This window comes from Pandoraea aquatica (assembly GCF_902459565.1).
Taxonomy (GTDB): Bacteria; Pseudomonadota; Gammaproteobacteria; order Burkholderiales; family Burkholderiaceae; genus Pandoraea; species Pandoraea aquatica.
Map to the genome: position 1 here is coordinate 195666 of NZ_CABPSN010000005.1, position 23603 is coordinate 219268.

The 23603-nt window shown below is 62.6% G+C and carries 26 protein-coding genes; 15 read left to right on the forward strand and 11 right to left on the reverse strand.

The window, feature by feature from the left end:
- Positions 1 to 186: 186 nt before the first annotated feature.
- Together PAQ31011_RS17910 and PAQ31011_RS17915 are read left to right on the forward strand one after the other, a co-directional pair.
- Positions 187 to 651, forward strand: coding sequence for an Lrp/AsnC family transcriptional regulator (locus tag PAQ31011_RS17910; RefSeq protein WP_039396907.1), 465 nt, complete (start codon positions 187 to 189; stop codon positions 649 to 651).
- A 229-nt stretch (positions 652 to 880) separates the two neighbouring features.
- Positions 881 to 2341, forward strand: a complete 1461-nt coding sequence (locus tag PAQ31011_RS17915) for a sensor domain-containing diguanylate cyclase (protein WP_246179658.1) — start codon at positions 881 to 883, stop codon at positions 2339 to 2341.
- Here the strand turns inward: PAQ31011_RS17915 and PAQ31011_RS17920 are convergent.
- Both PAQ31011_RS17920 and PAQ31011_RS17925 read right to left on the reverse strand, forming a co-directional pair.
- The gene (locus PAQ31011_RS17920; protein WP_150577096.1) at positions 2269 to 3426 is read right to left on the reverse strand and encodes a LysR family transcriptional regulator; all 1158 of its coding nucleotides are present in this window, start codon (positions 3424 to 3426) and stop codon (positions 2269 to 2271) included. The two genes, PAQ31011_RS17915 and PAQ31011_RS17920, sit on opposite strands and share 73 nt — an antisense overlap.
- On the reverse strand, positions 3423 to 4934 hold the full coding sequence (locus PAQ31011_RS17925; protein ID WP_150577097.1) for an MFS transporter: 1512 nt from the start codon (positions 4932 to 4934) through the stop codon (positions 3423 to 3425). The genes PAQ31011_RS17920 and PAQ31011_RS17925 overlap by 4 nt, the downstream gene beginning before the upstream one ends.
- A 65-nt stretch (positions 4935 to 4999) precedes the next feature.
- Here PAQ31011_RS17925 and PAQ31011_RS17930 point away from each other — a divergent pair, with 65 nt between their 5' ends.
- Positions 5000 to 5674, forward strand: a complete 675-nt coding sequence (locus PAQ31011_RS17930; protein WP_174990180.1) for a helix-turn-helix transcriptional regulator — start codon at positions 5000 to 5002, stop codon at positions 5672 to 5674.
- 33 nt (positions 5675 to 5707) lie between these two features.
- Here PAQ31011_RS17930 and PAQ31011_RS17935 read toward each other — a convergent pair whose 3' ends face one another.
- Positions 5708 to 6025 carry a YnfA family protein gene (locus PAQ31011_RS17935; RefSeq protein WP_150577099.1) on the reverse strand — a complete coding sequence of 106 codons (318 nt, stop codon included), beginning with the start codon at positions 6023 to 6025 and terminating at the stop codon, positions 5708 to 5710.
- A 115-nt stretch (positions 6026 to 6140) separates the two neighbouring features.
- Between PAQ31011_RS17935 and PAQ31011_RS17940 the strand changes: the two genes are divergently transcribed.
- Together PAQ31011_RS17940 and PAQ31011_RS17945 are read left to right on the forward strand one after the other, a co-directional pair.
- Positions 6141 to 6356, forward strand: a complete 216-nt coding sequence (locus PAQ31011_RS17940; RefSeq protein WP_370855767.1) for a SlyX family protein — start codon at positions 6141 to 6143, stop codon at positions 6354 to 6356.
- 168 nt (positions 6357 to 6524) lie between these two features.
- Positions 6525 to 7178 (forward strand): DUF1439 domain-containing protein, encoded by a 654-nt coding sequence (locus PAQ31011_RS17945; RefSeq protein WP_150577100.1) that lies wholly within the window; start codon positions 6525 to 6527, stop codon positions 7176 to 7178.
- An 89-nt stretch (positions 7179 to 7267) separates the two neighbouring features.
- On the opposite strand, the gene PAQ31011_RS17950 is transcribed toward PAQ31011_RS17945, so the two are convergent.
- The 4 genes from PAQ31011_RS17950 to PAQ31011_RS17965 form a co-directional block, all read right to left on the reverse strand.
- Positions 7268 to 7693 (reverse strand): organic hydroperoxide resistance protein, encoded by a 426-nt coding sequence (locus tag PAQ31011_RS17950; RefSeq protein ID WP_150577101.1) that lies wholly within the window; start codon positions 7691 to 7693, stop codon positions 7268 to 7270.
- Positions 7694 to 7965: 272 nt separating this feature from the next.
- Positions 7966 to 8550 carry a TetR/AcrR family transcriptional regulator gene (locus tag PAQ31011_RS17955; protein WP_150577102.1) on the reverse strand — a complete coding sequence of 195 codons (585 nt, stop codon included), beginning with the start codon at positions 8548 to 8550 and terminating at the stop codon, positions 7966 to 7968.
- A 184-nt stretch (positions 8551 to 8734) separates the two neighbouring features.
- On the reverse strand, positions 8735 to 10942 hold the full coding sequence (locus tag PAQ31011_RS17960; RefSeq protein WP_150577103.1) for a TonB-dependent siderophore receptor: 2208 nt from the start codon (positions 10940 to 10942) through the stop codon (positions 8735 to 8737).
- A gap of 178 nt (positions 10943 to 11120) precedes the next feature.
- On the reverse strand, positions 11121 to 12269 hold the full coding sequence (locus PAQ31011_RS17965) for a WD40 repeat domain-containing protein (protein WP_150577104.1): 1149 nt from the start codon (positions 12267 to 12269) through the stop codon (positions 11121 to 11123).
- A 259-nt stretch (positions 12270 to 12528) separates the two neighbouring features.
- On the opposite strand from PAQ31011_RS17965, the gene PAQ31011_RS17970 reads away from it, so the two are divergent.
- The gene (locus tag PAQ31011_RS17970; protein ID WP_039396891.1) at positions 12529 to 13017 is read left to right on the forward strand and encodes an Lrp/AsnC family transcriptional regulator; all 489 of its coding nucleotides are present in this window, start codon (positions 12529 to 12531) and stop codon (positions 13015 to 13017) included.
- Positions 13010 to 13969, forward strand: a complete 960-nt coding sequence (locus PAQ31011_RS17975) for a DMT family transporter (RefSeq protein WP_150577105.1) — start codon at positions 13010 to 13012, stop codon at positions 13967 to 13969. The genes PAQ31011_RS17970 and PAQ31011_RS17975 overlap by 8 nt, the downstream gene beginning before the upstream one ends.
- A 35-nt stretch (positions 13970 to 14004) precedes the next feature.
- Here the strand turns inward: PAQ31011_RS17975 and PAQ31011_RS17980 are convergent, their stop codons facing one another.
- Positions 14005 to 14763, reverse strand: coding sequence for an SDR family NAD(P)-dependent oxidoreductase (locus PAQ31011_RS17980; RefSeq protein ID WP_150577106.1), 759 nt, complete (start codon positions 14761 to 14763; stop codon positions 14005 to 14007).
- A gap of 174 nt (positions 14764 to 14937) precedes the next feature.
- Here PAQ31011_RS17980 and PAQ31011_RS17985 point away from each other — a divergent pair, with 174 nt between their 5' ends.
- A complete protein-coding gene (locus PAQ31011_RS17985) occupies positions 14938 to 15834 on the forward strand; it encodes a LysR family transcriptional regulator (RefSeq protein WP_150577107.1) in 897 nt (298 codons plus the stop codon).
- A gap of 43 nt (positions 15835 to 15877) precedes the next feature.
- Here PAQ31011_RS17985 and PAQ31011_RS17990 read toward each other — a convergent pair whose 3' ends face one another.
- Entirely contained in the window at positions 15878 to 16531 is a 654-nt protein-coding gene (locus PAQ31011_RS17990; protein WP_150577108.1) for a TetR/AcrR family transcriptional regulator, read from the reverse strand.
- A 220-nt stretch (positions 16532 to 16751) separates the two neighbouring features.
- On the opposite strand from PAQ31011_RS17990, the gene PAQ31011_RS17995 reads away from it, so the two are divergent.
- From PAQ31011_RS17995 to PAQ31011_RS18005, 3 genes are all read left to right on the forward strand, one after another.
- Positions 16752 to 17180, forward strand: coding sequence for a VOC family protein (locus PAQ31011_RS17995; protein ID WP_150577109.1), 429 nt, complete (start codon positions 16752 to 16754; stop codon positions 17178 to 17180).
- Positions 17181 to 17329: 149 nt separating this feature from the next.
- Positions 17330 to 18259 (forward strand): ABC transporter ATP-binding protein, encoded by a 930-nt coding sequence (locus PAQ31011_RS18000; protein ID WP_150577110.1) that lies wholly within the window; start codon positions 17330 to 17332, stop codon positions 18257 to 18259.
- 8 nt (positions 18260 to 18267) lie between these two features.
- Positions 18268 to 19029 (forward strand): ABC transporter permease, encoded by a 762-nt coding sequence (locus PAQ31011_RS18005; RefSeq protein ID WP_039402551.1) that lies wholly within the window; start codon positions 18268 to 18270, stop codon positions 19027 to 19029.
- An 87-nt stretch (positions 19030 to 19116) separates the two neighbouring features.
- Here the strand turns inward: PAQ31011_RS18005 and PAQ31011_RS18010 are convergent, their stop codons facing one another.
- Positions 19117 to 19731, reverse strand: coding sequence for a glutathione S-transferase family protein (locus PAQ31011_RS18010; protein ID WP_150577111.1), 615 nt, complete (start codon positions 19729 to 19731; stop codon positions 19117 to 19119).
- Between the two features lie 128 nt (positions 19732 to 19859).
- On the opposite strand from PAQ31011_RS18010, the gene PAQ31011_RS18015 reads away from it, so the two are divergent.
- Complete coding sequence (locus PAQ31011_RS18015) at positions 19860 to 20549, forward strand: type 1 glutamine amidotransferase domain-containing protein (protein WP_150577112.1); 690 nt, start codon at positions 19860 to 19862, stop codon at positions 20547 to 20549.
- A complete protein-coding gene (locus PAQ31011_RS18020; RefSeq protein WP_150577113.1) occupies positions 20546 to 21073 on the forward strand; it encodes a GNAT family N-acetyltransferase in 528 nt (175 codons plus the stop codon). Before PAQ31011_RS18015 ends, PAQ31011_RS18020 begins: the two co-directional genes overlap by 4 nt.
- 108 nt (positions 21074 to 21181) lie before the next feature.
- Here the strand turns inward: PAQ31011_RS18020 and PAQ31011_RS18025 are convergent, their stop codons facing one another.
- Positions 21182 to 21703 carry a DUF1993 domain-containing protein gene (locus tag PAQ31011_RS18025; protein ID WP_150577114.1) on the reverse strand — a complete coding sequence of 174 codons (522 nt, stop codon included), beginning with the start codon at positions 21701 to 21703 and terminating at the stop codon, positions 21182 to 21184.
- A gap of 333 nt (positions 21704 to 22036) precedes the next feature.
- Between PAQ31011_RS18025 and PAQ31011_RS18030 the strand changes: the two genes are divergently transcribed.
- Positions 22037 to 22660, forward strand: a complete 624-nt coding sequence (locus PAQ31011_RS18030; protein ID WP_150577115.1) for a hypothetical protein — start codon at positions 22037 to 22039, stop codon at positions 22658 to 22660.
- A gap of 68 nt (positions 22661 to 22728) precedes the next feature.
- Positions 22729 to 23556 (forward strand): hypothetical protein, encoded by an 828-nt coding sequence (locus tag PAQ31011_RS18035; RefSeq protein WP_150577116.1) that lies wholly within the window; start codon positions 22729 to 22731, stop codon positions 23554 to 23556.
- Positions 23557 to 23603 lie beyond the last annotated feature (47 nt).

Genomic DNA, 23603 nt, shown 5'->3' on the forward strand with positions numbered 1-23603 from the left:
CCATCTCTATTTCATTTATTGGAGCATTACACCACCATCTATTTAATATCGATAAAAAGCGCCAACTCCATCTTTACCCCGTTGCCGATCGGCTTAGTCCAAACGGACGAGGGAAACACTTTCCCCTCCTTCCATATCGTGGTGGAATGCCATCTTTGCAGCAGATTTTGTAGCGGGATACCCACAATGAACGAACTCGACGCGATCGATCGGGCGATTCTCGCCATCGTCCAACGCGATGGCCGCATTTCCAACGCCCGCCTTGCCGAGCGTGTATCGCTTTCCGAAACGCCGTGTGCTCGACGCCTCAAGCGTCTCGAAGCCGAGGGCTACATCACCGGCTACCGCGCCGAACTCTCGCACCGCGCGCTGGGCCTCGGCGTGACCGCGTTTGTCCATGTGCGCTTCGCGGTGCACGATCGCGCCCTGTCCGAACAGTTCGAGCGGGAAGTGCAGGCCATCGACCGTATCGTGTCGTGCCACAACATCTCCGGCAGCGCCGACTATCTGCTCGGCGTGGTCGCCACCGACCTCGACGATTACGGCAGTTTCACGCGCGACGTGCTGCGCGCCCTGCCCGGCGTGTCATCCATCGAGTCGATGCTTTCCCTACGCGAAGTCAAACGCGATACCGGTGCGCCACTGCTGTAATTCGACGCAACGCGAAGTCGCACGAAGTCAGGACAGCTTGCAAATCGTTTGAACGTAAAATGGCGGGCTTAAACAGACGTAGCAGACATAACAGACCAGGTGCCACATGCCGGACGCCATGCCCGCCCTACCCTCAGCTAACTCGCCTAACGCGACATCCGCCACTGCCGGGACATCGGTGACCAGCGCGGAGACCAGCTCGGTATCCAGCGTCACCGACGACGCCCTGATGTTCGACCTCGCGCCCGTCTCCCTGTGGCTCGAAGACTTCAGCGGCGTGAAGCGGTTGTTCGACGAATGGCGTGCACAGGGCGTGGTCGATCTGCGCGCACACTTCAAAGCCGATCCGGCGCATGTCTCGCAGTGCTCCCAACGTATTCGCGTCATCAAGGTCAACCGGCGGACCCTGACGATGTTCAACGCGTCCACCCTCGACGAACTCGTCGCCAACCTGTCGCGCGTGTTCCGCGACGACATGCTCAAGACGCATATCGAAGAGCTTTGCCAACTGTGGGACGGCCATACCCATTTCACGAGCAAGACCGTCAATTACACGCTCGACGGCCGTCGTCTGGATGTCTTGCTGAACGGCTCCGTCCTGCCCGGTCATGAAGCCACGCTCGACCGTGTGCTGATCTCGCTGGAGAACGTGACGGAGCTGGAACACGCCCGCGAGCGCGTGACGATGGGCGAACAATACGCCCGGGGATTGTTCGAATACTCGCCGGTCTCGCTGTGGGTCGAAGATTTCAGCGCGATCAAGCTGCTGCTCGACGATGCGCGCGCACGCGGCATCACCGACTTCCGCACGTTCACCGATGTACACCCGGAGTTCGTCGAGCGCTGCATGCAGGAAATCGATGTGCTCGACGTGAACCGTCATACGCTGGCGATGTTCGTGGCGCCCGACAAGGCCACCCTGCTCGGCCGTCTGCCCGACGTGTTCCGCGACGACATGCGTCACAACTTCCGCGAGCAACTGATCGACCTGTGGGAGAACAAGCTCTTTCAGCAACGCGAAGTCGTGAACTACGCGCTCGACGGCAACGAGATCAACGTCCATCTGCAATTCGCCGTGCTGCCCGGCCACGAGTCGCGCTGGGATCTGGTGCTCGTTGCGCTCACCGACATCACCGCGCGCAAGAAGGCCGAATCGTATCTGGAATTCCTCGGCAAGCACGACGTGCTCACCAAGCTTCGCAACCGTTCGTTCTACGTGGACGAACTCAACCGGCTGGAGCGCAAGGGCCCGTATCCGGTGACGGTGGTGGTCGCCGATCTGAACGGCCTGAAAGCGGTGAACGATCAGTTGGGTCACGCCGCTGGCGACGCGTTGCTGCGTCGCGCGGGCGAAGTGCTGGGTAAGGCCGTCGCCACGCCTCAGATCGCGGCACGCATCGGGGGCGACGAATTCGCGCTGCTGCTGCCGTCGACCGACGAGACAGGCGGTGCCGCCATGATCGAGAGCATTCGTCAGCTCGTGGAACTGAACAACTCGTTCTACCCCGGCACGCCGCTGTCGTTCTCGATGGGGATGGCGACGTGCGAAGCCGGCGAACGGCTCGAAGCCACTATCCAGCGCGCCGATTTACTGATGTACGAAGAGAAGCGCAATCACTATGCGGGCAGCGTCAACGAGCGTCGCGTGCTGGACGGCGTGCCCTCGGGCAAGACGGGCAGAGGCGTATAAGCTTTTGCGTCGGCCTTCATGCCGACTTGGGGGCCGACTTTAGAACCGACATTCGCGGTTGCCGTCCCGGCATCTCCCGTCACATCGTCACCGGCCGTCTGCGCATGAGCTACATGACCCAGCGGCTCGCAGATCAACGCCAGCCAGTCGACGAACGCTCTCACACGCGGTGACACACGCTTTTGCGCGGGATACGCCGCCGACAGTCGCAACGGCGGTGGCGGACACTTCGGCAGCACCGGCACCAACCGCCCCGACGCCAGATACGGCGCAGCCGCGAGCAACGTCGGCTGAATCAGTCCCAGTCCCTCCAGCCCTGCCGCGAGATACGCCGCTTCATCGCCAACGTGCAACTGTCCGCGGGTGCGCACGCAGGTCGCCTTGCCGCCGACCGTCAGCGTGAGGTCGCCACAGCGCGTCGGCAACATGAAGCCCTGCCCGCTCTCGACGGACGATCCCGGCGGCGGCGCGGCGGTCGAGGCCAACGACTCCGCCGGCGCAGACAGCCATTTGACCGACGTATGCGTGGCCAGCCCGTCGAGATCCTCCGGGGTGCCGTGCTGGTCGAGATAGCGACGGCTTGCGCACGTCACACGCGGCAGGTCGCCCAGATGTCGCGCCACCAACCGCGAGTCAGGCAATTCCCCCAGCACGACGCCACAATCCACGCCGTCACCCCGCCAGTCGCCATGCGCAGGCGTCGCATCCAACGCAATCTCCAGCCCCGGATATCGCGCCTGAAACTCGGCGAGCGAAGGCATGACAACCTCGCGTGCGATGACCGGCGGCAGCACGACGGCGAGGCGTCCGCGCAACTGCGCCTGCGCACCGAACAGCCCCGACTCGACCTCTTCGACGTCCGCGAGAATCGACGAGCATCGCTCGTAGTACGCCGCACCTTCCATCGTGAGCGCAACACGCCGGGTGGAGCGCGTGAAGAGGGCCACGCCGAACCAGCGTTCGAGATGTTGCACCTGTGTCGTCGCCGTCGCACGCGGAATATCGAGCGACGCCGCCGCCTTCGTAAAGCTGCCGACTTCGGCCACGCGTACGAAGGTACGCATGGCAGTGATTCGATCGATCATGATGCCTCCTGACCTTCTCGTTCGTTCTGTTCGTTCTGTGCGTTAATGGATGCCGCAGTCTTGCCGCGCCAGATGATGACGGCTGCGCCCGCCGGTGCGAGAGCGAAGACCGCGAACAACCAGATCGAGGCGCGCTGGCTTTCGGGCAGTCCGCCGTCGGCGAGACCTGCCGAGTTCGCGACAAGCCCCGCGAGCGCCGAGCCGAGCGCCATCGAATACAACTGCACCGTGGTGATCGAGGCAGACGCCAGCCCCGCCTCGCCCGGACGCGCCGCCGTCATCACTCGCGTGAGCAAATGCGGCCAGCCGATGCCGACCCCGATCCCCACACCGAACAGCGCAATGTAAAGCGACGTAATCCCTGCTGCGCTATCGAAGAGCGATGCCTGCGGCAACAGCCACGCCAGCGCGAACATGCCCACGGCAACGATGACCGGGCCGAGGCGAACGCGACGCTCGGCGGCGTCGCCCTGCCGGCTCGCGCTCGTCATCGAGCCGACCGACCAGCCCGCCGCCATGAGTGCGGCGAGATAGCCCGCAGCGAACGGCGTCTGTCCGTGAATCGTCTGAAGGAAATAGGGGATGTAGATCTCGCTCGTCATGGCCAGACCGAGCAGGCTCATGGTGGCGTAGAGTCCGCCCAAGCGCGTGCGCAGCGAGTACGCGCCCGTGGGCATCAGTCGCGGCAACGCGTGTCGCGCACTGCGCTCGCGCTGTGCCAGCCACCAGGCGAGTGCGAGACCGAACACCATCCACGCGGCGGCCACGAGGTGCGAGTCCACCACCGCACCGAGCGAAATCGCCACCGCCGACGCGCACAGCAGCACGACCTTGAACCACGGCACGGCGTGCGCGTCGTCGTGGTCGCCGTGGCTTTGCGACGTGCCGTCGGCGGCCTTCACCGCGCGTCCGGCCGGTACCTGTGCGCGGATGATGAGACCCAATCCGACCACAATCGGCAGCAACGACCAGAACGCCCAGCGCCAGTGACCGAACTGCGCAAAGACGCCGCCCACGGCCGGACCGCAGAGCGTTGCCACGCCCCACATGCCCGAGACCAGTCCCATCGCCCGCGACCACAGCGGCGGCGCGAAAACGATGCGGATCAAGGCGTAGCTCAGCGCCAGCAGAATGCCGCCGCCGAAGCCTTGCAACGTGCGCCCGGCCAACATCCACGGCATGCTCGGCGCAGCCGCACACACGATCGTGCCCGCACTGAAGCCAACGAGTGCCGCGATATAGGCGACGCGCGGCCCGAGCGTCGAGAGCATCTGGGCCGCGAAGACCGAACCGAGGATCGACGCCACAACGAACAGCGTCGTGTTCCACGAATACAGATCCAGTCCGCCGATCTCTTTCACGATGGAGGGCAACACCGTCGTCGCCACATACACGTTGGTCGCATGCAACGCGACGCCCCCCGCCAGCGCCAGCGACCGCCAGCCGTTGTTGCCACTCAACAAATCGCGCCAGCCCGGCGCTGTGGAATTCGTCGTGCTCGTTGTCATGGATGGACAGTCACCTCTGGGGCGACTAATATGCAAGAAAGTTCTTGGATATTACATGCCTCACGATGAATTACCCAAATAACCACTTGGATAATAGGGCAGCGCCGCTCGTGGCCCCGGTTGCCGGGCACGAGCGCGTTTTGCATTGGTTGAAGACGCAGGGCCCGGCGTCGACGGCGGAAGTCGCCTCGGGATTGGGGATCACAGCGGAAGCGGCGCGTCAGCAGGTGCAGAAGCTGGTGGCGGACGGCCTGCTCGTCGGTGAGACGATGCCCTCGCGCGGCGCGGGACGTCCCCGACAGGCGTGGACGCTCACCGAAGCGGGCCACAGCCGCTTTCCCGACGCGCACTCCACACTCACGATTCAACTGATCGGCTCGATCCGTCAATTGTTCGGCGAGGAGGGGCTCGACCGGCTGATCACGCAACGCGCTGCCGAGACGCGGACTGGCTATAAAAAGGCCATCGACCCGCTGCCCGGACTACCGGCGCGTATGGAGAAGCTGGCGGAGATTCGTTCGGCGGAAGGCTACATGGCGCGCGTGGAGCGCGATGGCGACGACTGGCTGCTGATCGAAGATCACTGCCCGATCTGCGCGGCGGCCAAAACCTGTCAGGGCTTTTGCCGCACGGAACTGGAGTTGTTCCAGGAATTGATCGGTGAGCGCGGCACCGTCTCGCGCGAGACGCATATCCTCGCGGGCGGACAACGCTGCACCTATCGGGTGAAGACGGCCTGAACGGCCGTCTTTGCTATTGCTGCGGGAACGACCTCAGCGCGGCTGAAACGCGATCAGGCTCATGCCCGCGAGCGCCACGACGACACCCGCCACATCCCATGACGTCGGACGTACGCCGTCGACCAGCCACAACCACACAATCGCGACACTGATGTACACGCCGCCATACGCGGCATAGACGCGTCCGGCGGCCGACGGATGCAGCGTAAGCAACCACGCGAACAATGCGAGCGCCGCCGCACCGGGCACCAGCAGCCACGCACTGCGATCCTGTTTGAGCCACAACCAGGGCAAGTAGCAGCCGACGATTTCCGCCACCGCCGTGACGACATAAAGCAGAAAGGTTTTCATGTTGCGATTATGCCCGGCGCGTTCGTGAAACGTCTCGCCAGAGCACGTCACGCCATGCAACGCGGACGTGCGCATCGTTCAATGGCCTACAATGCCGCGTTCACCGGAGAAGCTCATGGAATCGTTGGAAGCCCGCGTCGTCGAACTCGAAGTCAAAGCAGCCTTTCAGGAAGATCTGCTGGAGACGCTCAACGAGATCGTGACGCGTCAGGAGCAGCAAATCGACCTGCTGCAAAAGCAGCTCAAGGCGCTTTATCAGCAGATGCAGTCCCAAGGTCAGAGTGGTGGTGGTGACGGCAATCCGCGTCACGAGATCCCGCCGCACTATTGAGACGCGCCCCGTTGCGGCAGCGTTTGTGGCTGCCCCGCAACGGAAATTGTGGAATCTTGTTTCCGAGCTCGATTACGCAGATCAACGCGGCATTCAGAACGATTCCACGCCATGCGGGTCACATGACCATCGACGATTCAAGCACGCCCGCTCGCCGGGCCCCGTGACATGACTTCGCAACGCTCTCGCCACACCCCTGCCATCGCGCAATCGATTCATCTCGACGATTCGTCCGCTCCTTCCGCCTTCTCGCGCCGCGACACCCTGCGCCTGGCCATCGGCGGCGTGCTCAGCCTGACGCTCACGCCGTTCATGCGCCCTGCCGATGCTGCCTACAACATCTGGACCGGCGAATACACGATGACGCGCAAGGACATCGAGGCCGCCGTAGACAAACGTTTTCCCACGACGCTGAACTACGGCCAGTTGCTCGCCGTCGAGCTGACGCATCCGCAGATCGGCTTCAATCCGCAGGCGAACCGCATCAACACGCAAGTCGACGCGCAGGTGCAGAACGTCCTGCTGCAAGGTCAGCCGCTCAAAGGCGTGCTCGCGATCTCCAGTGCGCTGAAGTACGACCCGGTCAGGCGCGCCGTGCTGCTCGACAACCCGAGCGTCGAGCGTGTCGACGTGAACGGCATGCCGCCCGCCTACGGTCAGCAACTCACGGCGATTGGCGGCAACGTCGCGCAGCAGGTCCTCAATCAATACCCGATCTACACGTTCAAGCCGGAGCAGTTGAAGTACGGCGGACGCGACGTCGAACCGGGGGCGATCACCGTACTGCCGGACGGCATCAAGGTCGAAGTGAAGACGAAGTAATACACCGAACGCAGAACGCAGAACGCAGAAAGTAAAAGAGCAGCCCGAGGGCTGCTCTTTTCACATCCGACGTGCGTGAACGATGGCGATTAAACGATCGTCAGCGTCACGTCGATGTTGCCACGCGTGGCGTTCGAGTACGGGCACACGATGTGCGCCTTTTGCACGAGGCCTTCGACCACGGCGCGATCGACACCCGGCACGCTGATCTTCAGTTCGGCCTGAATGCCGAAGCCGGTCGGGATCTGACCGATGCCGACGCTACCGTCGATCTTCGTCTCGGCGGGCAACGTCACCTTTTCCTTGCCGGCGACGAACTTCAGCGCGCCCAGGAAGCAGGCCGAGTAGCCAGCGGCGAACAGTTGCTCCGGGTTCGTGCCGCCAACGCCGGGGCCACCCATTTCCTTGGGCACGACCAGCTTGACGTCGAGCACGCCGTCCGACGACGTGGCGCGGCCATCACGGCCTCCGGTGGCGGTGGCATGGGCGGTGTACAGCACTTTTTCGATCGACATGACGAACTCCTGGTAAGTAGAAAAATTTCACTTCCAAACTTCGACCTTCCTGACCCGACACAGCACAACGCGGTGCCTTGCAGCCAAGCGGTCATCTTAATGCACCCACGGGACACCTTCTGTGAACGTCGCGCCAACCTCGCCGCTTCGCCCGTCCCGTTTCTCGCATCTCACAATACCTATCTATCACTAGATAGATGATCAAACCCAAATAAACGGGAGATGTCTCCCGTGTTGATCCTGCTGCCCTGCAATGGTCTGCGGCGCGACCTTCAAGCCACGCCACACACCGACGCGACTACATCCTCCAGCCTCGACGGCGCCCGGAACAATCGCGACGCCATAACACTACCTTGAAACCCCGCAAACAGCGCGCGGGCCGTTGCTTCCGGCGACGACGTCAACGTCAGCGAGCCCGCTTGCGTGCCCTGTGTCAGCACTCGCGCCAGCCATGCTTCGTGAAACGCGAAGAACCGCTGCACCGCTTCGCGTACTGTCTCCGGCAGCGTTTCGATGTCCGCCGCCAGCATGCCGCAGAGGCAGATCCGGTGACCGTCTTCGATGATTCGTCCAAAGCCCTTCGCGTACAACGCCAGCTTTTCCGGTGCGGGCAGCGTCTCGTCGATCGCCGCCAGCCCTTCGCTGATGAAACCGTCGTACGCCTTGATCGCTTCGAGCACCAGATCTTCCTTGGCCGGGAAGTAGTAGTGAATGCTCGACGTCTTCACACCGACGCGCTCCGCCAGATCGCGGTAGCTAAACCCGTTGTAGCCTCGCGTCATCAGAAACGTCTGCGCATGATCGAGCAGTTGTTCCCGGACGGTCGGTGCAGCGGGCGATGTCGTTGTGCGGTTCATGTGACGAACTTTATCTACTGATAGGTAGACAGTCAAGCGCTTTCTTCGGAGACGTCGATTGATTGTTTCGATGACAACGATAGCCTCGCTCGGACGATCATCGTCTGCCCAATGAAAAACAGCGGCCCGCAGGTCGCTGTTTTTCGTCACTTCAAGTTCGTCGTCTCAGGACACTGAGCGTCGATCAGAAATCGATCTTGGCGTTCAGGCTGACCATGCGCGGGTCGGCGGGCTTGATGTAGTTGTCGTACTGGTACTCCCAGTACTTGCGGTTGGTGAGGTTGCTCACGGCCGCGCGCAGCGTCACGTCCTTACCGGCAACGCGCGTGCGGTACGTCGCACCGATGTTGATCAGCGTGTAGCCGGAGACCGTCAGCGAGTTCTGCGGGTTGAGCGTCGTGCGGCCGTTGTAGCGGATATCGCCGCCGACCGAAAGGCCCGGCACGTAAGGCACCTTGTACTCGACGTTGCCCGAGAGCACGAAGCGCGGTGCGCCGCCAACGCGGTTGCCATCGAAGCCACCGGCCGTGCGTGCGTACCAGGCGTCGAGGGCCATGGCGCTGGCACCCAGCGTCCATTGCGGGCCGAGCTTCACGGAGCCGGCGAGTTCGATACCCTGATAGATCGACTGACCGTCGGCCACACGGGCGTTAGCGCTGTTCGTGTACACGGCACCGCGTTCGATGCGGAACAGCGCGGCCGTGGTACTCCACGTCGCCTGCTCCGTCTTCACGCCGACTTCGTACTGACGGCTCTTGAACGGGTTGAGCACCGCACCTGCGTTGGCATAGGTCGAACCGACCACTTCACCCGCTTCGAGCGCTTCCACATAGCTGGCATACGCCGTGGTGTTCTGCGTGAGCTTGTACATCGCGGCCAGCGTCGGCGTGAAGACGCCGTTGGTCGAGTACGTCGACAAGCCCTGCGCGTTCGTCTGGTCGTAATTCGTGAAGCGGCCACCGGCCAGCACCGAGAACCGGTCGGTGATCTGCACGGTATCCGACGCGAAGACCGACTTCTGCTCGATGGCGCTGGAGCGTTGCGCCTGAAGCGGCGTGCCGTCGCCGTAGAACTGATACGACGTGCCCTGATACAGGTTACCCGTGTAGCTCGGACTGTACGTGTAGGCGTAGTCGTTCGTCTGATATTGCGAGGCGTAGCCGAACGTCAGTTGATGGGTCAGCGGGCCAGTGCGGACCTTGCCTTCGGCCGTCACCTGCCACGCGTGGAACGTGTTCACCTCGTCGCCGAGGTCGTTCATGCCGCTGAAGTTACCGGCACCGTTCAGGAGGTACAGGGTCGCTTCGTTACGGTCGCGCGTCGACTTGTTGTACGCGAAGTTGGCCGAGACCTTCCAGTCCGGATTGAGCTGATATTGCAGGCCGGTCGTGTAGAACTGCGTGATCGTGTTCAGGTGCGTCGCCTGCGTTTGCAGGTTCGCGTTGGACACGTTGATCGGTGCGGGCAACTGGTTGCCCGTGAAGTTGTATGTCGAGAGCGACGGCGACGTGCCCGTAGCGCGACGGTCCTGATACATCGCGCCGAAGTTCCACGTGAGGTCGGGCGTGATACGCGCGTCGAGGGCGACCGAGACCGTGTCGCGGTTCAGATTACCGTCGGTGTACGTGCGGCCTTCTTCGTGCGTGTAGTTCAAGCGCGCGCCGAACATATCGTTCGGACCGGCGCGACCGCCGAGGTCGACGTGCTCGCGCCAGATGCCTTCCGACTGGAAACCGACGTCGATGCTGGCGATGCGTTCATCCGTCGGCTTCTTCGTGACGTAGTTCACCACCCCGCCCGGCGCGACGAACCCGTACATGAAGCCGGACAGGCCCTTGAGCAATTCCACGCGATCGAACTGTTCGTACGGCATGGTCACGCCGTAGGTCATGACCGGCATGCCGTCGAGCTTGAAGCCCGATTGCCAGTCGATGGGCATGCCGCGCACGTAGATGTAACCGGCCCATGCGTCGAAGGCGTTGCTGCCGTCGGTCACCGAAGCGTCCGTGACGAACACGTCGCCGAGCTTGGTGGCCTGACGCTTCTCAAGTTGCTCCTGACTCACGACCGTCGTGGAGAACGGCGTGTCGAGCTGGCTGCGCGAGCCGAGCGCACCGGCCTGCACCGACTGCTTCAGGTTTTGCGGCGTTTCGCGCAGCGTCGAGTCGGTCACCGTCGTCGCCTTGAGCGTGGCGGGTGCGGCCCCGGCCTGAGTGGAGTCGGTGGCGTCGGCGGCCGATTGCGCGAACGCGGACGACGCAGCGAACGTCAGCAACGTGGCAAGCGCAAGGGGTGCGACGGTACTACGGGGAGCCAGAGAAAGGTGACGTGCAGCGAGGCGGCCATTCGCGCGCAAAGCGCGGCTGACCCGGTGAGCCGGAGCGGAAGACATGCTTGAAATCCCGTGTGACTAAACAATATATTTTTAATGAGAATCGTTAACGTTCTCATTCACAGGTTCGGGATATTAACAAACCATCACCCAGCGTCAACAAATGTTGTCGTCTGACGGCAACGACAACACCGAAATACAACATTTCAGTGCCTTACCGCACGCGGGACATTCCCACCTAATGGAAATCGATGAGGAGAACCTCGTTGCCCGCTGCGTATATCAGATGCTTTTCATCGGGACTGAGCGCGCATACCGATGGTCCGCGACTTTTCCCCGGCGTTGCGAAGGAGTAGCGTGCCGTACGCGTTCTAACGTCCCAGACCGTGACCGTTTGCGACGTTTTCACATCGAATTGACACGACACCAGCGTCTCACCACTGGCGCTGATCATCAGAGAGACGACCTTTCCCGAAATCGGGGAAAACGTCTGCATCAAACGACCGTCGCTCACGGCAAACATGCGAATCGGGTCCGAATTTTCTGTATGGACCCACTTGCCGGTTCCCTGATCCAGCGTGTCGTGAATCGCGCCCGTGTCGGTGCCGGTGAACGCGAACCGCCCGTCGCGGCTGATGGCCAGCGCAGTTGGCGACATCGTATGAATGTCGCGTGCGATGGTTTTCTGCGTCACGACACCCACGCCGACTTCCTGCACGATCGTTCGTTGCGAAAAGAAACCGATCCGCCGCTTGCCCTCACGATCCAGCAGGGTTTCGCTGCCAGCGAAACGCAGGCTTTGGCTATCGGCCGAAAACACCATGTCGGTCGAGACGTGACGGCCGTCGAGATCAATCTCGCGAAGCGTGGCACCCGTTGCCGCGTCGATCAATCGCAGGCGTTCGGGAAGCTGATTCTTGCCATCACCTGTCAGCGCCAAATAGTCGATCGCCAGCACCTTGCCGTCCGGACTGAGAGCCATCTGTTTGACTGGGGCGGCGTGACCGTTCACGGTCGGCTCGTTGACGTACGTGCTCAACGCTTCGCCATCGGCGATGCGAAACACGTGCACATCCACCACGCCGACGATGAGTCGTGTGCCGTCCGGCGCATATGCCAAACCACCGAGATACGTCCCATAGGGCAAAGGTATCTGACCTTTCAGCCGTAGATCGGCAACGTTATGCAGGCAGACGCCCTTCCCACTCGTGCCGCTCGTTCCGTTCATCCCGTCGCCCAGCAGCGCAAATTGCTTTGAATCGGGTGACCACGCGACCCGCGAGGGTCGGCAAGGAGATGCAACGTTACGCATCCGGGAGAACACAAATGCCGTGGCATCCCCGCCCGAACCGGCCTCGCTTGCCCTAGCAGGCGCGATGCACGCCATGCAAGCAATAGCGAATACGACACCATGCGTTCGGAAGCCGCCCACACGAACACGCTCACGAAGGACACTACGATCCATAGGACCTCGCACGAGAAGCACAAGACTGCAATCTATCGAGCGGCAATGGGCCGTGGCGAGGTCTTTCAGTTTCAAACAATCGTGTGAACGACAAATAGGCTAATATCGCGGCACTGTCGCCTACCGAGCGGCTAATTGAACGGAACGCCGGCCCCCATCCGGGGCACGTGCGTAGAGTGGTATGGAACTCGACGCCATTGATTTGAAGATTCTGCGGGAGCTGCAAGCCGACGCCCGCCTCACCAACGTTGAACTCGCTTCGCGCGTGAACCTGTCGCCGTCGCCCTGTCTGGCGCGCGTCAAGGCGCTCGAAGCGGCGGGCTATATCCGGCAGCGCGTGACGCTGCTCGACCCGTCGCGCCTCGGGCTGCATATCAACGTCTTCATCCACGTCACGCTGGAAAACCAGAATCGTGACGGACTGGATGCCTTTGAAGCCGCCGTGACCGCGCTGCCGAACGTCATGGAGTGTTACCTGATGTCGGGTGACGCCGACTATCTCCTGCGTGTGATGGTCAGCGACATGGCCGCTTACGAATCGCTGATCACCGACCGCATCTCGCGCATTCCGGGTATCCGCAACATTCGTTCGAGCTTCGCGCTCAAGCAAGTGATGTACACCACGGCCGTGCCGGTGCCCCAGCCGCCAGACGCCTCGGGCGATGCCTGAGGCCACTTCCGACACTTCGTCCTCACCGGCCGGCGCGTTGAGCGCCGCGCCGCAGGGGGGCGCCAGCCAGCAGATTGCACTCCATGTGGCGGCGATGCTCTTCGGCGCGTCCGCCCTGTTCGGCGAACATATTGCCGCGAGCAGCACGATGATCGTCTTCGGACGCGGGCTGTTCTCGTGGCTTGCCCTCACCGTCATCGCACTCGCCGGACTGGCCGGTATGCGCAGCGCCGCGCGGCTGTCGGGCGGTGCGCCGTGGCGCGGCCTGTCGATGGCATCCGGCGCGCGTCTCATCGTCGCCGGTGTGCTGCTGGCCGTGCACTGGCTGGCCTTCTTCCTCGCGATCAAAGCGGGCGGCGTGGCCGTCGGCACGCTCGGTTTCGCCTGCTTCCCGGCATTCGTGATTTTGCTGGAATGGCCGCTGCGCCGTGAGCGTCCCTCGTTAGGAGACGCCGGCGTGATCGCACTCGTCTGTATCGGCCTAGCGCTGGTGACGCCCGCGTTCGACTGGCAGGCTGGCGCGACTGTGGGTCTTGCGTGGGGCGTGCTGTCCGGCGCGATCTACGCTGTCATCGCCCTGTCGAACCGGGTGCTGGGCGCGCACGCCTCGCCGTTGCAGGCGAGCTGGTGGCAATGCCTCGGCATTCTGATCGTGCTCGGGCCATTCGCGTGGCGCGAGTCGCTGACACTGCCCGCCGCGCAATGGGGATGGCTCGCGTGTCTGGGCGTCGTTTGCACCGCGCTGGCCTACACCCTCTTCATTCACGCGCTGCGCACCGTCAAGGCGAGTCAGGCGGCCGTCGTGATCGCGCTCGAACCCGTCTATGCGATTGCGTTCGCGTGGGTGCTGTTCGGCACCTCGCCCACGCTCAAGATGGCGATTGGCGGCGTGTGCATCGTCGGTGCCGTCGCGTGGTCCGGCTCGATGCGCTCACGCCGCCCGGCTCACTGAGCCGTCCGTCTCCAAGCGGAACGTCGTCGCGTCGCTTAGAGCATCATGCCGCCCGACGCTTCGACGCGCTGGCCGTTGATCCAGCCCATTTCGTCGCCGAGCAGCGCCGCCACGACACCACCGATGTCGTCGGCTTCACCCACACGTCCCAACGCGGTCGTGCCCGCAACCATCTGGTGCACGGCCTGATTGTCGCGCACCGTGCCACCGTTGAAGTCGGTGGCGATGGCCCCCGGCGCAAGCGTGTTGGCACGAATGCCGCGCGCACCCAGCTCCTTCGCCAGATAGCGCGAGAACACTTCGATGCCGCCCTTCATCATGGCGTACGCCGAAGCACCCGGGAACGTGAAGCGTGCGAGACCGCTCGACACGTTGAGGATGCGTCCGCCATCAACAATCATCGGCAGCAAGGTCTGCGTGAGAAAGTACGGACCCTTCAGGTGCAAACGCACGAGGAAGTCGAACTCGTCTTCCGTCGTTTCCGTCACCGGCTTGTGCAGGCCCGTGCCCGCGTTGTTCACGAGGAAGTCGAACGTGTCGCGCTGCCAGACCTCGCCCAGCACACGCTTGACCTGCGCCGCGAACGGCACGAATTGCGACGATTCCGACACGTCGAGCGGCAAGGCCACGGCCTTTGCGCCCAGCTTGACGATCTCGGCGACGACGGCATCGGCCTCGGCGCGCTGGCTGCGATAGGTGAGGATGACGTCGATGCCGTGTTGCGCCGCCGCGATGGCCGATGCACGGCCCAGACCACGGCTGCCACCGGTAATGAGAGCGATCTTGCGGGTCATGGTGATTCTCCTGAATGCTGAATGGGATCCGGCGAGGCCGCCCGGCCACACCGCGTTGAACTGTTCAACATCCTATTGCAACGAATTTCACCAATAAACCCGTCGAATTTGATTACACTGATCAAATTCAAATAACAATCGATCGTCCGTCGAGACGATTGGCCCCTCGCCCCCATGCATCAGCTCGACGCCATGCGCATCTTCGTGCGCGTTACCGAAACCGGTAGTTTCACCCAGGCCGCCGACAGTCTCGGCCTGCCGCGCGCGAGCGTCTCCAACGCCATCAAGCAACTCGAAACGAAGCTGGGCACGCGCCTGCTGCATCGAACGACGCGACGCGTGCAACTCACACAGGACGGACAGGCTTGCCTCGAACGATGCAAGGACCTGCTGGCCGACGTCGAAGAGTGGGAAACGATGTTCGTGGCGCGCGACGAAGCACTGACGGGCCGCCTGCGCGTCGATCTGCCCGCGACGCTCGCCCGCACGACCGTGATCCCGGCATTGCCCACGTTTCTCGCGCAGCATCCGGCGCTGCGGGTGGAGTTGTCGAGCACCGACCGGCGCGTCGATCTGGTACGCGAAGGGTTCGATTGCGTGCTGCGTGTGGGCGCGGTCGCCGACTCCACGCTGATCGCGCGGCCGTTGGGTCATATGCGTCAGATCAATGTGGCCAGTCCCGCGTATCTCGAACGTCACGGCGTGCCGACGACGCTGGACGACCTGAGCCGCCACCGTCTGATCCATTACACGACGACACTCGGCACACGTCCGGCAGGCTGGGAGTATTTCGATGGCGAACGCTATGCGCAATGGCCCATGGAGGGCGTGCTGACGGTGAACAACGCCGACGCCTATCAGGCCGCCTGCGTCGCCGGACTGGGCTTCATACAGGCCCCCGAAGGCGGCGTGCGCGGCTTGATCGCAGAGGGCAAGTTGCAGGAGGTGATGCCGGAATTTCAGGCGGAGCCGCTGGCCGTCTCGCTGCTGTATGCGAACCGGCGTCACTTGCCGCGACGCGCGCAGGCCTTCATGAACTGGCTTGCGGAGCTGCTGACGCCGCGTCTGTAGTACGGCATCTTCTGCGGGCGCCTTTCGGCGCTCATTCGGTCCCCTACAGACCCCTCTCCACCATCGCGACAAGCCGCTGCCCGAGCCCATCGACCTGATCGTCGGGCAAGTCTCGTAGCGGGCCGTCGATGACGAGCACGGCGAGGCCATGCACCGCCGCCCAGGCCAGATACTCCGCGCCGGGCCGCTGCGCGGCGTCGATGATGCCTGCCGCTACCATGCCGTCGAGCGCCGCGCCCAGCAACTCGAACGGATTCAAACCGCTCGCGCCGGCCTTCTCCGGCCCGCCCGCCGAGCGCACGTTCTCCGACGGCGCAAATGCCGTGCGGAACAACCCCGGCTGCCGCCGGGCGAAGTGCAGATACCCAATGCCCACCGCGCGAAGCACGGCGCGCGAGCGCGACACGCCGTCCGGCATCGATGCTGCGTCGATCATCGCCTGCTCGTGCTCGATCCCTGTTGCCAGCTCGGCCAGCGCGGCCGCACGCACCGCATCGAGCAAATCCTGACGATTGGCGAAATGCCGGTACGCGGCATTGGGAACGACCCCGGCGCGACGCGTCGCCTCACGTAGGATCACCGCGTCCGGCCCGCCGTCGCGCGCCAGCGCAATCCCCGCTTCCAGCAACGCCCGGCGCAGGTCGCCGTGGCGGTAAGTCGCGCGCGCCGGCCCGGTCGTTGTTTCTTGTTCTGTCATTGCTACCCCTTGTGGACAGTGTCCATTATGTCTGCTATTGTTTGTGTACACTGTCCACAAAGGCAAGTTGCAGTGCGTCAGACGGCATCGGCTTCGTCACATTCGCGCATTAAATGCGAAGGCACTATGGTTGATGAGGTACCGAAGACGTTCGCCCAATGACACTTCCCCAACGGGGCGTCCCCACGCCCTTTTTTACCGACACATCGAGGAGCGTTCCATGCAAGTTCATTCCTATCTGTTTTTCGAAGGTCGTTGTGAAGAAGCCATTGATTTCTACGAAAAGACGTTGGGCGCACGGCGCGGCATGCTGATGCGTTACGGCGAAAGTCCGGAAAAGTGCCCCGAAGGCATGCTGCCGCCGGGCAGCGACAACAAAATCATGCACGGCGAGTTCTTCATCGGCGAATCGATGGTGATGGCCTCGGACGGCATGGTGAGCGGTAAGCCGAAGTTCGACGGCTTCTCGCTGTCAGTCGATTTCACGGAAGTCGCCGCGGCCGAAAAGGCGTTCCACGCGCTGGCCGAGGGTGGCTCGGTCAACATGCCGCTCGGCGAGACGTTTTTTGCGAAAACGTTCGGCATGGTCAAGGACCGCTTCGGCATGAACTGGATGGTGATCGTGCCCAAGGAAATGCCGAAGGGCTGATTCCCCCGCTCTCGCCAGATCTCCCGGCACGCAGACAGACACGCATCGATGCTCGTCGCCCGTCTCTGGGCGGCGAGCATTTTTTGTTCCTCGGCTGTCCGCCGGTTCGTGTCCGACAAGTTCCTCACGCCTGTGCTATCGTCGCCGCCATGCCATCCGTGATCTCTATCCAGAATCTGTCGAAGACGTACGCGACAGGTTTCCAGGCACTGAAGAACATCAACCTGGAAATCCAGCGCGGCGAGATCTTCGCCCTGCTCGGCCCGAACGGCGCCGGCAAAACGACCCTCATCAGCACCATCTGCGGCATCGTGCGACCGACTTCGGGCACGGTGACTGTCGACGGTCACGACATCGTCACGGACTACCGTGCGGCGCGTGAAGCCATCGGCCTTGTCCCGCAGGAGCTGACCACCGACTCGTTCGAATCGGTGTGGGCCACCGTCTCTTTCTCGCGCGGCCTGTTCGGCAAGCCCGCGAATCCGGCGCACATCGAGAAGGTGCTGCGCTCGCTCTCGCTGTGGGAGAAGAAGGACAGCCGCATCATGCAGCTCTCGGGCGGTATGAAGCGACGCGTGCTGATCGCCAAGGCGCTCTCGCACGAGCCGCGCGTGCTGTTCCTCGATGAGCCCACGGCCGGTGTGGACGTCGAGCTGCGCCGCGACATGTGGCGTCTCGTGCAATCGCTGCGCGAGACCGGCGTGACCGTGATCCTGACCACGCACTACATCGAAGAGGCCGAGGAAATGGCCGACCGCGTGGGCATCATCACCGGCGGGCAGATTACGCTCGTGCAAGAGAAGACCGAACTGATGCGGCACATGGGCAGCAAGCAGCTCGCGTTGCAGTTGACCGAGCCGGTCTCCGCCATTCCGGACGCGCTCGCCGCCTACGGCCTCACGCTCGGCAACAACGGCACTGAACTCGTGTTCACGTACGACGCCAATATCGAGCAGACGTCCATCGCCTCGCTGCTGCGCGACATGGAGCGCGCGGGTATGTCGGTGAAGGATCTGCACACGACGCAAAGCTCGCTCGAAGACATCTTCGTCTCGCTCGTGCACAGGAAAGAAGGATGAGCCGCGCCATGAATTTCTACGCCATGAAGGCGATCTACAACTTCGAGATGGCGCGCACCCGTCGCACGCTGATGCAGAGCATCATCTCGCCGGTCATCTCGACCTCGCTGTACTTTGTGGTGTTCGGTGCGGCGATCGGCTCGCGCATTCCGGAAATCGAAGGCGTGCCGTACGGTGCGTTCATCGTGCCGGGCCTGATCATGCTTTCGCTGCTCACGCAGAGTGTGACGAACGCCTCGTTCGGCATCTATTTCCCGCGCTTTACCGGCACGATTTACGAGGTGCTCTCTGCGCCCGTGTCCTACATGGAGATCGTGTGCGCGTACGTGGGCGCGGCGGCGACCAAGTCGATCATTCTCGGGGTCATCATGCTGGGCACGGCCGCGCTTTTCGTGCCGTTGCGCATCGAGCATCCGATCTGGATGATCTTCTTCCTCGTGCTCACGGCGGTGACGTTCAGCCTGCTCGGCTTCATCATCGGCATCTGGGCCGATGGCTTCGAGAAGCTGCAACTCGTGCCGTTGCTCATCATCACGCCGCTCACGTTCCTTGGCGGCAGCTTCTACTCGACGAGCATCCTGCCGCCGTTCTGGCGCGCGGTCACGCTGTTCAACCCGGTCGTCTATCTCATCAGCGGTTTCCGCTGGAGTTTTTACGGACTGGCGGATGTGAGCGTCGCCGTGAGTCTCGGCATGACGCTGTTGTTCCTTGCGATCTTCCTCGCCGTCGTCGCGTGGATGTTCAAGACGGGCTATCGCCTGAAGAGCTGATGCAGAGCCATGCCGGACGGTGATACCGTCCGGCTTGTCTTTTTCCCGTCTCTAGCTCCCTCCCCGCTTCCCCCCTTCCCCAATACGTCAGATCGGCGGCGTCTCGCGAAACGCGGGCAGCGCTTCGGCCTGCGCCGAGAAGTTGGCAATCTCGGGAAACTCCGCACCGAAGTCGACCTCCGGCAACAGCAACTGATGGAAGCGCCACGCCACGGCTACCGCCACGCCATGTTCGCCAATCTGCTCCGGCGTTGCCAGGATGGGCACCTGCGCCAACTCCAGCTCCAGCTCGTGAAACGCCGCGTGCACTTGCGTGCGCACTCGATCGGTCCACGGCGTATGCCGCTTCTCGCTCGGACGCAGTTCGCGCTCGTACACGAGCTGCACCGACTTCTCGCAGGCCGCCAGCGCCAGCCCCGTCAGACGCAAGGCACGCACACGCTCGACGGGATCGACCGGCACCAGCCGCTGCGACGGATCGACCAGCGATTCCAGATATTGGAGGATGAGGGTCGAGTCCATGAGCACCGTGCCGTCGTCGGTCACGAGCGTCGGTGCTTTGACGACGGGATTGATCGCGGCGAACGCGTCGAAGGTGCTGAACACCGACAACGAGCGGTGCTCAAAGGGCAGCCCGAGCAACTTCAGGCAAATGGCCGTACGACGCACGTACGGCGAGTCCAGCATTCCGATCAACTGCATGTCTCGCTCCTGGGTTCGAGGCGCCTATCGCCGTTATGGTGCCGTTATGGCGCCGTTATGGCCGGTTTCGTCGATCATACATGACGGGTAGAATGACTCGCATGGCCGATTCGACAGGGAGACGTTTCATGAACATCCTGATGGTTCTGACCTCGCACGACCGCCTGGGCGATACGGGCAAGAAGACAGGCTTCTGGCTCGAAGAATTCGCCTCGCCCTACTACGTATTCATCGACGAAGGGCTCGCCGTCACGCTCGCCTCGCCGGCCGGTGGCCAGCCACCGCTCGATCCCAAGAGCGACGAGCCTGACGCGCAAACGGAAGCCACCCGGCGCTTTCGCGAAGACCCCGACGCGCAGAAGGCCCTCGCCAGCACGCTCAGACTCGCCGACGTCAACGCCGACGACTACGACGCTGTGTTCTACCCCGGCGGCCACGGTCCGCTCTGGGATCTCGCGCAAGACCCGCACTCCATTCATCTGATCGAAGCCTTCGAGCGCGCAGGCAAGGCCATCGGCTTCGTCTGCCATGCGCCGGGCGTGCTGCGTCAGGTACGCGCCGCGAACGGCGAACCGCTCGTGCGCGGACGCCATGTCACCGGCTTTACCAACGATGAAGAAGCCGCCGTCGGCCTCACCGACGTTGTGCCGTTCCTTGTGGAAGACGAACTCAAGCGGCTGGGCGGACTGTACGAGAAAGGCGACAACTGGGCGTCCCATGTCGTCGGCGACGGGCGTCTCGTCACCGGGCAGAACCCTGCCTCGTCGGAAGAAGCTGCACGTACGGTGCTGGCGATGATGGAGCCGCGCCTGCCATGACGACGGTGTCTCCGGTTCAAGTGCGTCGGCTCGTTCCCGCCGACGCCCTCGCCTTTCAGGCTTTGCGTCTTTCCGGTTTGCAGGCGCATCCGGAGGCGTTCGGATCGAGCTATGCCGAAGAAAAGGACTGGCCGGTCGAACGTGTGCGCGAGTGGCTCATGGTACGCCCGGATGCGGGCGTTTTCGGTGCGTTCGAAAACGAACGGCTGGTGGGCGTGGTCGGTCTGGGACGTCAGGCGCGCGCGAACTTCGCGCACGTCGGTTTCCTGTGGGGCATGTACGTCCATACGGACGCCGTCGGGCGCGGCGTTGGCCGAGCGCTCCTCGACGCCGCCCTTGCCCTCGCACGCTCACAGCCCGGACTGCGCCATCTCACACTTCAGGTAAATGCCGACAACCGGGCGGCCCTTGCGCTCTACCAATCGTTCGGCTTCGTGGAAATCGGCCGCGAGCCCGACGCCATGCGCGTGGGCAATGGCTTCTGCGACGACATCCGCATGTATCTGCCGATTGCCACGCACTGAGCCGCCAGCCGTCTCCCCAATGAAAACGAGCGCACCGACACCTGTCCGGGTCGGCGCGCTCGCTTATTTCACACGCACGCCAGCGACTTGGCGCACGTCGTCAAAGCGTCAGACCGGCTGCATCTCGAACGGTCCCAGATAGTCCATCTTGCCCACTTCCACGCCTTGCGCGCGCAGCAGGTCGTGCGTCGTCGTCACGTGGAAATAGAAGTTCGGCAGCGCGAACTTGAAGAGATAGTCGACGGCGTCCATCGTGGTCTGCTGCGTCTTGAACTTCAGCGTGATCGGGCGCGACTCCGCCCCTTCGAAACGGTCTTCGAGAATACCTGCGATGTAGGCCTCGGTATTGACGATGCGCTCATGCAGTTGATCGAACGTCGTCTCCGAATCTTCGAACTTCGGCGACTCTACGCCCGTGATGCGCGACACCGCGAACTTCGCCGTATCGCTCACGCGCTGCACCTGCGCAACGAAGTCGAGCATGTCCGGCGCGAGCTTGGCCTTGAGAATCGAATCCGGGTCGGTCGACGTGGCTTCGCAATGCGCGCGCGCCTTCTTGATGTAGTCGGCCATGACGGTCAGGCCACGGAGATAAACGGGAATCGTGGCGCGATAGAGGGTGATGGACATCGGGGAACTCCTCGGGAGATGACCCATTGCGCAAAGTGCGCGTAGCGGGGGATGGCGGGGCAAAGGCACATGCTATCAGCGCAGGAATTTTCCTGCCGCGCACCGGGCGATTTCTGGAATTCGTCGCTCGTAGCCTCTGCGCAGAATTGATAGCCCGGGGCAGCGAAGCAACGACAACGCGCTCGGTGCCCCATCACGACACAAGGACTTCATAGCATGGCGAGTTCGACGGTTTCCGTCTCTCCTTTTCCCCAACTCACTGGCTACCTCCCTTGCACATTGAGTGCCAAGACGGTCCAGAAGTGCATAGACGCCGAAAACGAGAAGGCGCTCATGAGCGTCTGGGGACAGATCAAGGACTTCTTCCTGGGCACGCATATGGAAGCCGCCCAACTCGCCCTGTTTCGGCTGGCGCATCCGAAGAATATGGACGAACAGCTGTCGGCGTTCACCGAGCTGCTGCGCTATGTGGCACCCGCCGACCTCTACCGTTTGCATTGGAACCTCTCCAGTCACGAAGTGCTTGGCTTTCAGATCGGCGATCACGTCTTTGCGCCTGCGCACGACGCGGCCGATTACATGAAGCATGCCGCGTGGATGGACTTCGAAGACAGTTGCCGTCTGCTGCTCACGTTACGGTTCGACGGCTATAACGTGCTAACGGGATGCGACTACTTCGGGCTGCAGTTGTACGATCTGTCCGACACACCAAACTGCAGCGCGACGCTCGAGAGATGCAAGACCCAACTCCGCGCTATGCCGACGCTGCTCGACGCGCTTCAGATCATGCGACTGCATCTGGAAAAGCAGCTACCCGGGCTGAGCACCCGCGTGAAAGCCGCGATCAACGCACTGATGTTCGAGATCAACGGGATAGAGGCACCATTCACCGGCGAGATCGGCCGTAACGCCGAGCAACTGTCGAAGCTGGCGGAGGCGCTCAAAGATCGCTACTGAAGCCCTCCCAGGGAGGCGCAACGTATCGTCCTGAGAACCGAGGGTTCGCTTGCAAAGGAGTCGTCCTGATGATCACAAGCTTGTCTTCGCCGTTACCCGCGCTGTCCAGCGACACCGCCTATAGTTTGCGCGCACAAAGTCTGGAGGAATGTGCAAATGCGCGCTCCGAGCTGGATCTGGAGAGTCTCTGGGGACGCATCAAGGACTGGTTTTTCGGAACCCACCGCGTAGACGCAAAAAAGGCGCTATTCCGCATACTGAACGCCGAGACAACTCACGCGTTGTACGCGTCGTTCATCGACATGCTTCGATATATCGAGCCGGAGCATCGCAATCAGTTGGCCTGGATTATTGACGACATCGGACGCCCCTCCTTCCTGATCGGTCCATACCTCGTGCCGTGGAAGGCAGACTGGGCGTCTCTGGTGCCGTCGGAACCGCCGCTGAGCGTAGCCGATATGGCGAAGCTGTTGCTGTCCCTTCGATACAAGAGACTGCCGGTGCTGGAAACGCTGCGCGAGGTCGGCCTCCGTCGCATTTCTGAAGTGGCACACGAGAGGCCGTTTCCAGAGAAAAAGGCCGAAGTTGACGCTGACCGGATGTGCGAAGCACAACAGTGGTTTCTGAGACAGTCGCCGTCGCTTGGGAGCGCGCTGGAACTCATCGGCCTGCATCGAAACGACGAGAACGGTGACCTCGCTTACCAGCTGCGATGCGAAGTCAAAACGGCGCTGACACGCGTCTGCGCAAACGACGACCAGGCCGCCGCAACGTCACACAACGCAGAAAACCTGATGCGCCTGGTGAGCACCATGTTCCACGATCGCGAGCACCTGAAGCGAGTCGCGCTGTCGGTCAACCTGACGCTCCGCTCATCGCTCAATCGCGCTTCCTGACCGGAATCTTCACCGGACACAAAAACCGCTCAGCAGAGAAAGGACTG

Excerpts from the sequence above, each read along its gene's own strand:
- PAQ31011_RS17910 (WP_039396907.1), top strand. The coding sequence starts at position 187 with ATGAACGAACTCGACGCGATCGATCGGGCGATTCTCGCCATCGTCCAA.
- PAQ31011_RS17915 (WP_246179658.1), top strand. The coding sequence starts at position 881 with ATGTTCGACCTCGCGCCCGTCTCCCTGTGGCTCGAAGACTTCAGCGGC.
- PAQ31011_RS17920 (WP_150577096.1), bottom strand. The coding sequence starts at position 3,426 with ATGATCGATCGAATCACTGCCATGCGTACCTTCGTACGCGTGGCCGAA.
- PAQ31011_RS17925 (WP_150577097.1), bottom strand. The coding sequence starts at position 4,934 with ATGACAACGAGCACGACGAATTCCACAGCGCCGGGCTGGCGCGATTTG.
- PAQ31011_RS17930 (WP_174990180.1), top strand. The coding sequence starts at position 5,000 with ATGAATTACCCAAATAACCACTTGGATAATAGGGCAGCGCCGCTCGTG.
- PAQ31011_RS17935 (WP_150577099.1), bottom strand. The coding sequence starts at position 6,025 with ATGAAAACCTTTCTGCTTTATGTCGTCACGGCGGTGGCGGAAATCGTC.
- PAQ31011_RS17940 (WP_370855767.1), top strand. The coding sequence starts at position 6,141 with ATGGAATCGTTGGAAGCCCGCGTCGTCGAACTCGAAGTCAAAGCAGCC.
- PAQ31011_RS17945 (WP_150577100.1), top strand. The coding sequence starts at position 6,525 with ATGACTTCGCAACGCTCTCGCCACACCCCTGCCATCGCGCAATCGATT.
- PAQ31011_RS17950 (WP_150577101.1), bottom strand. The coding sequence starts at position 7,693 with ATGTCGATCGAAAAAGTGCTGTACACCGCCCATGCCACCGCCACCGGA.
- PAQ31011_RS17955 (WP_150577102.1), bottom strand. The coding sequence starts at position 8,550 with ATGAACCGCACAACGACATCGCCCGCTGCACCGACCGTCCGGGAACAA.
- PAQ31011_RS17960 (WP_150577103.1), bottom strand. The coding sequence starts at position 10,942 with ATGTCTTCCGCTCCGGCTCACCGGGTCAGCCGCGCTTTGCGCGCGAAT.
- PAQ31011_RS17965 (WP_150577104.1), bottom strand. The coding sequence starts at position 12,269 with ATGGCGTGCATCGCGCCTGCTAGGGCAAGCGAGGCCGGTTCGGGCGGG.
- PAQ31011_RS17970 (WP_039396891.1), top strand. The coding sequence starts at position 12,529 with ATGGAACTCGACGCCATTGATTTGAAGATTCTGCGGGAGCTGCAAGCC.
- PAQ31011_RS17975 (WP_150577105.1), top strand. The coding sequence starts at position 13,010 with ATGCCTGAGGCCACTTCCGACACTTCGTCCTCACCGGCCGGCGCGTTG.
- PAQ31011_RS17980 (WP_150577106.1), bottom strand. The coding sequence starts at position 14,763 with ATGACCCGCAAGATCGCTCTCATTACCGGTGGCAGCCGTGGTCTGGGC.
- PAQ31011_RS17985 (WP_150577107.1), top strand. The coding sequence starts at position 14,938 with ATGCATCAGCTCGACGCCATGCGCATCTTCGTGCGCGTTACCGAAACC.
- PAQ31011_RS17990 (WP_150577108.1), bottom strand. The coding sequence starts at position 16,531 with ATGACAGAACAAGAAACAACGACCGGGCCGGCGCGCGCGACTTACCGC.
- PAQ31011_RS17995 (WP_150577109.1), top strand. The coding sequence starts at position 16,752 with ATGCAAGTTCATTCCTATCTGTTTTTCGAAGGTCGTTGTGAAGAAGCC.
- PAQ31011_RS18000 (WP_150577110.1), top strand. The coding sequence starts at position 17,330 with ATGCCATCCGTGATCTCTATCCAGAATCTGTCGAAGACGTACGCGACA.
- PAQ31011_RS18005 (WP_039402551.1), top strand. The coding sequence starts at position 18,268 with ATGAATTTCTACGCCATGAAGGCGATCTACAACTTCGAGATGGCGCGC.
- PAQ31011_RS18010 (WP_150577111.1), bottom strand. The coding sequence starts at position 19,731 with ATGCAGTTGATCGGAATGCTGGACTCGCCGTACGTGCGTCGTACGGCC.
- PAQ31011_RS18015 (WP_150577112.1), top strand. The coding sequence starts at position 19,860 with ATGAACATCCTGATGGTTCTGACCTCGCACGACCGCCTGGGCGATACG.
- PAQ31011_RS18020 (WP_150577113.1), top strand. The coding sequence starts at position 20,546 with ATGACGACGGTGTCTCCGGTTCAAGTGCGTCGGCTCGTTCCCGCCGAC.
- PAQ31011_RS18025 (WP_150577114.1), bottom strand. The coding sequence starts at position 21,703 with ATGTCCATCACCCTCTATCGCGCCACGATTCCCGTTTATCTCCGTGGC.
- PAQ31011_RS18030 (WP_150577115.1), top strand. The coding sequence starts at position 22,037 with ATGAGCGTCTGGGGACAGATCAAGGACTTCTTCCTGGGCACGCATATG.
- PAQ31011_RS18035 (WP_150577116.1), top strand. The coding sequence starts at position 22,729 with ATGATCACAAGCTTGTCTTCGCCGTTACCCGCGCTGTCCAGCGACACC.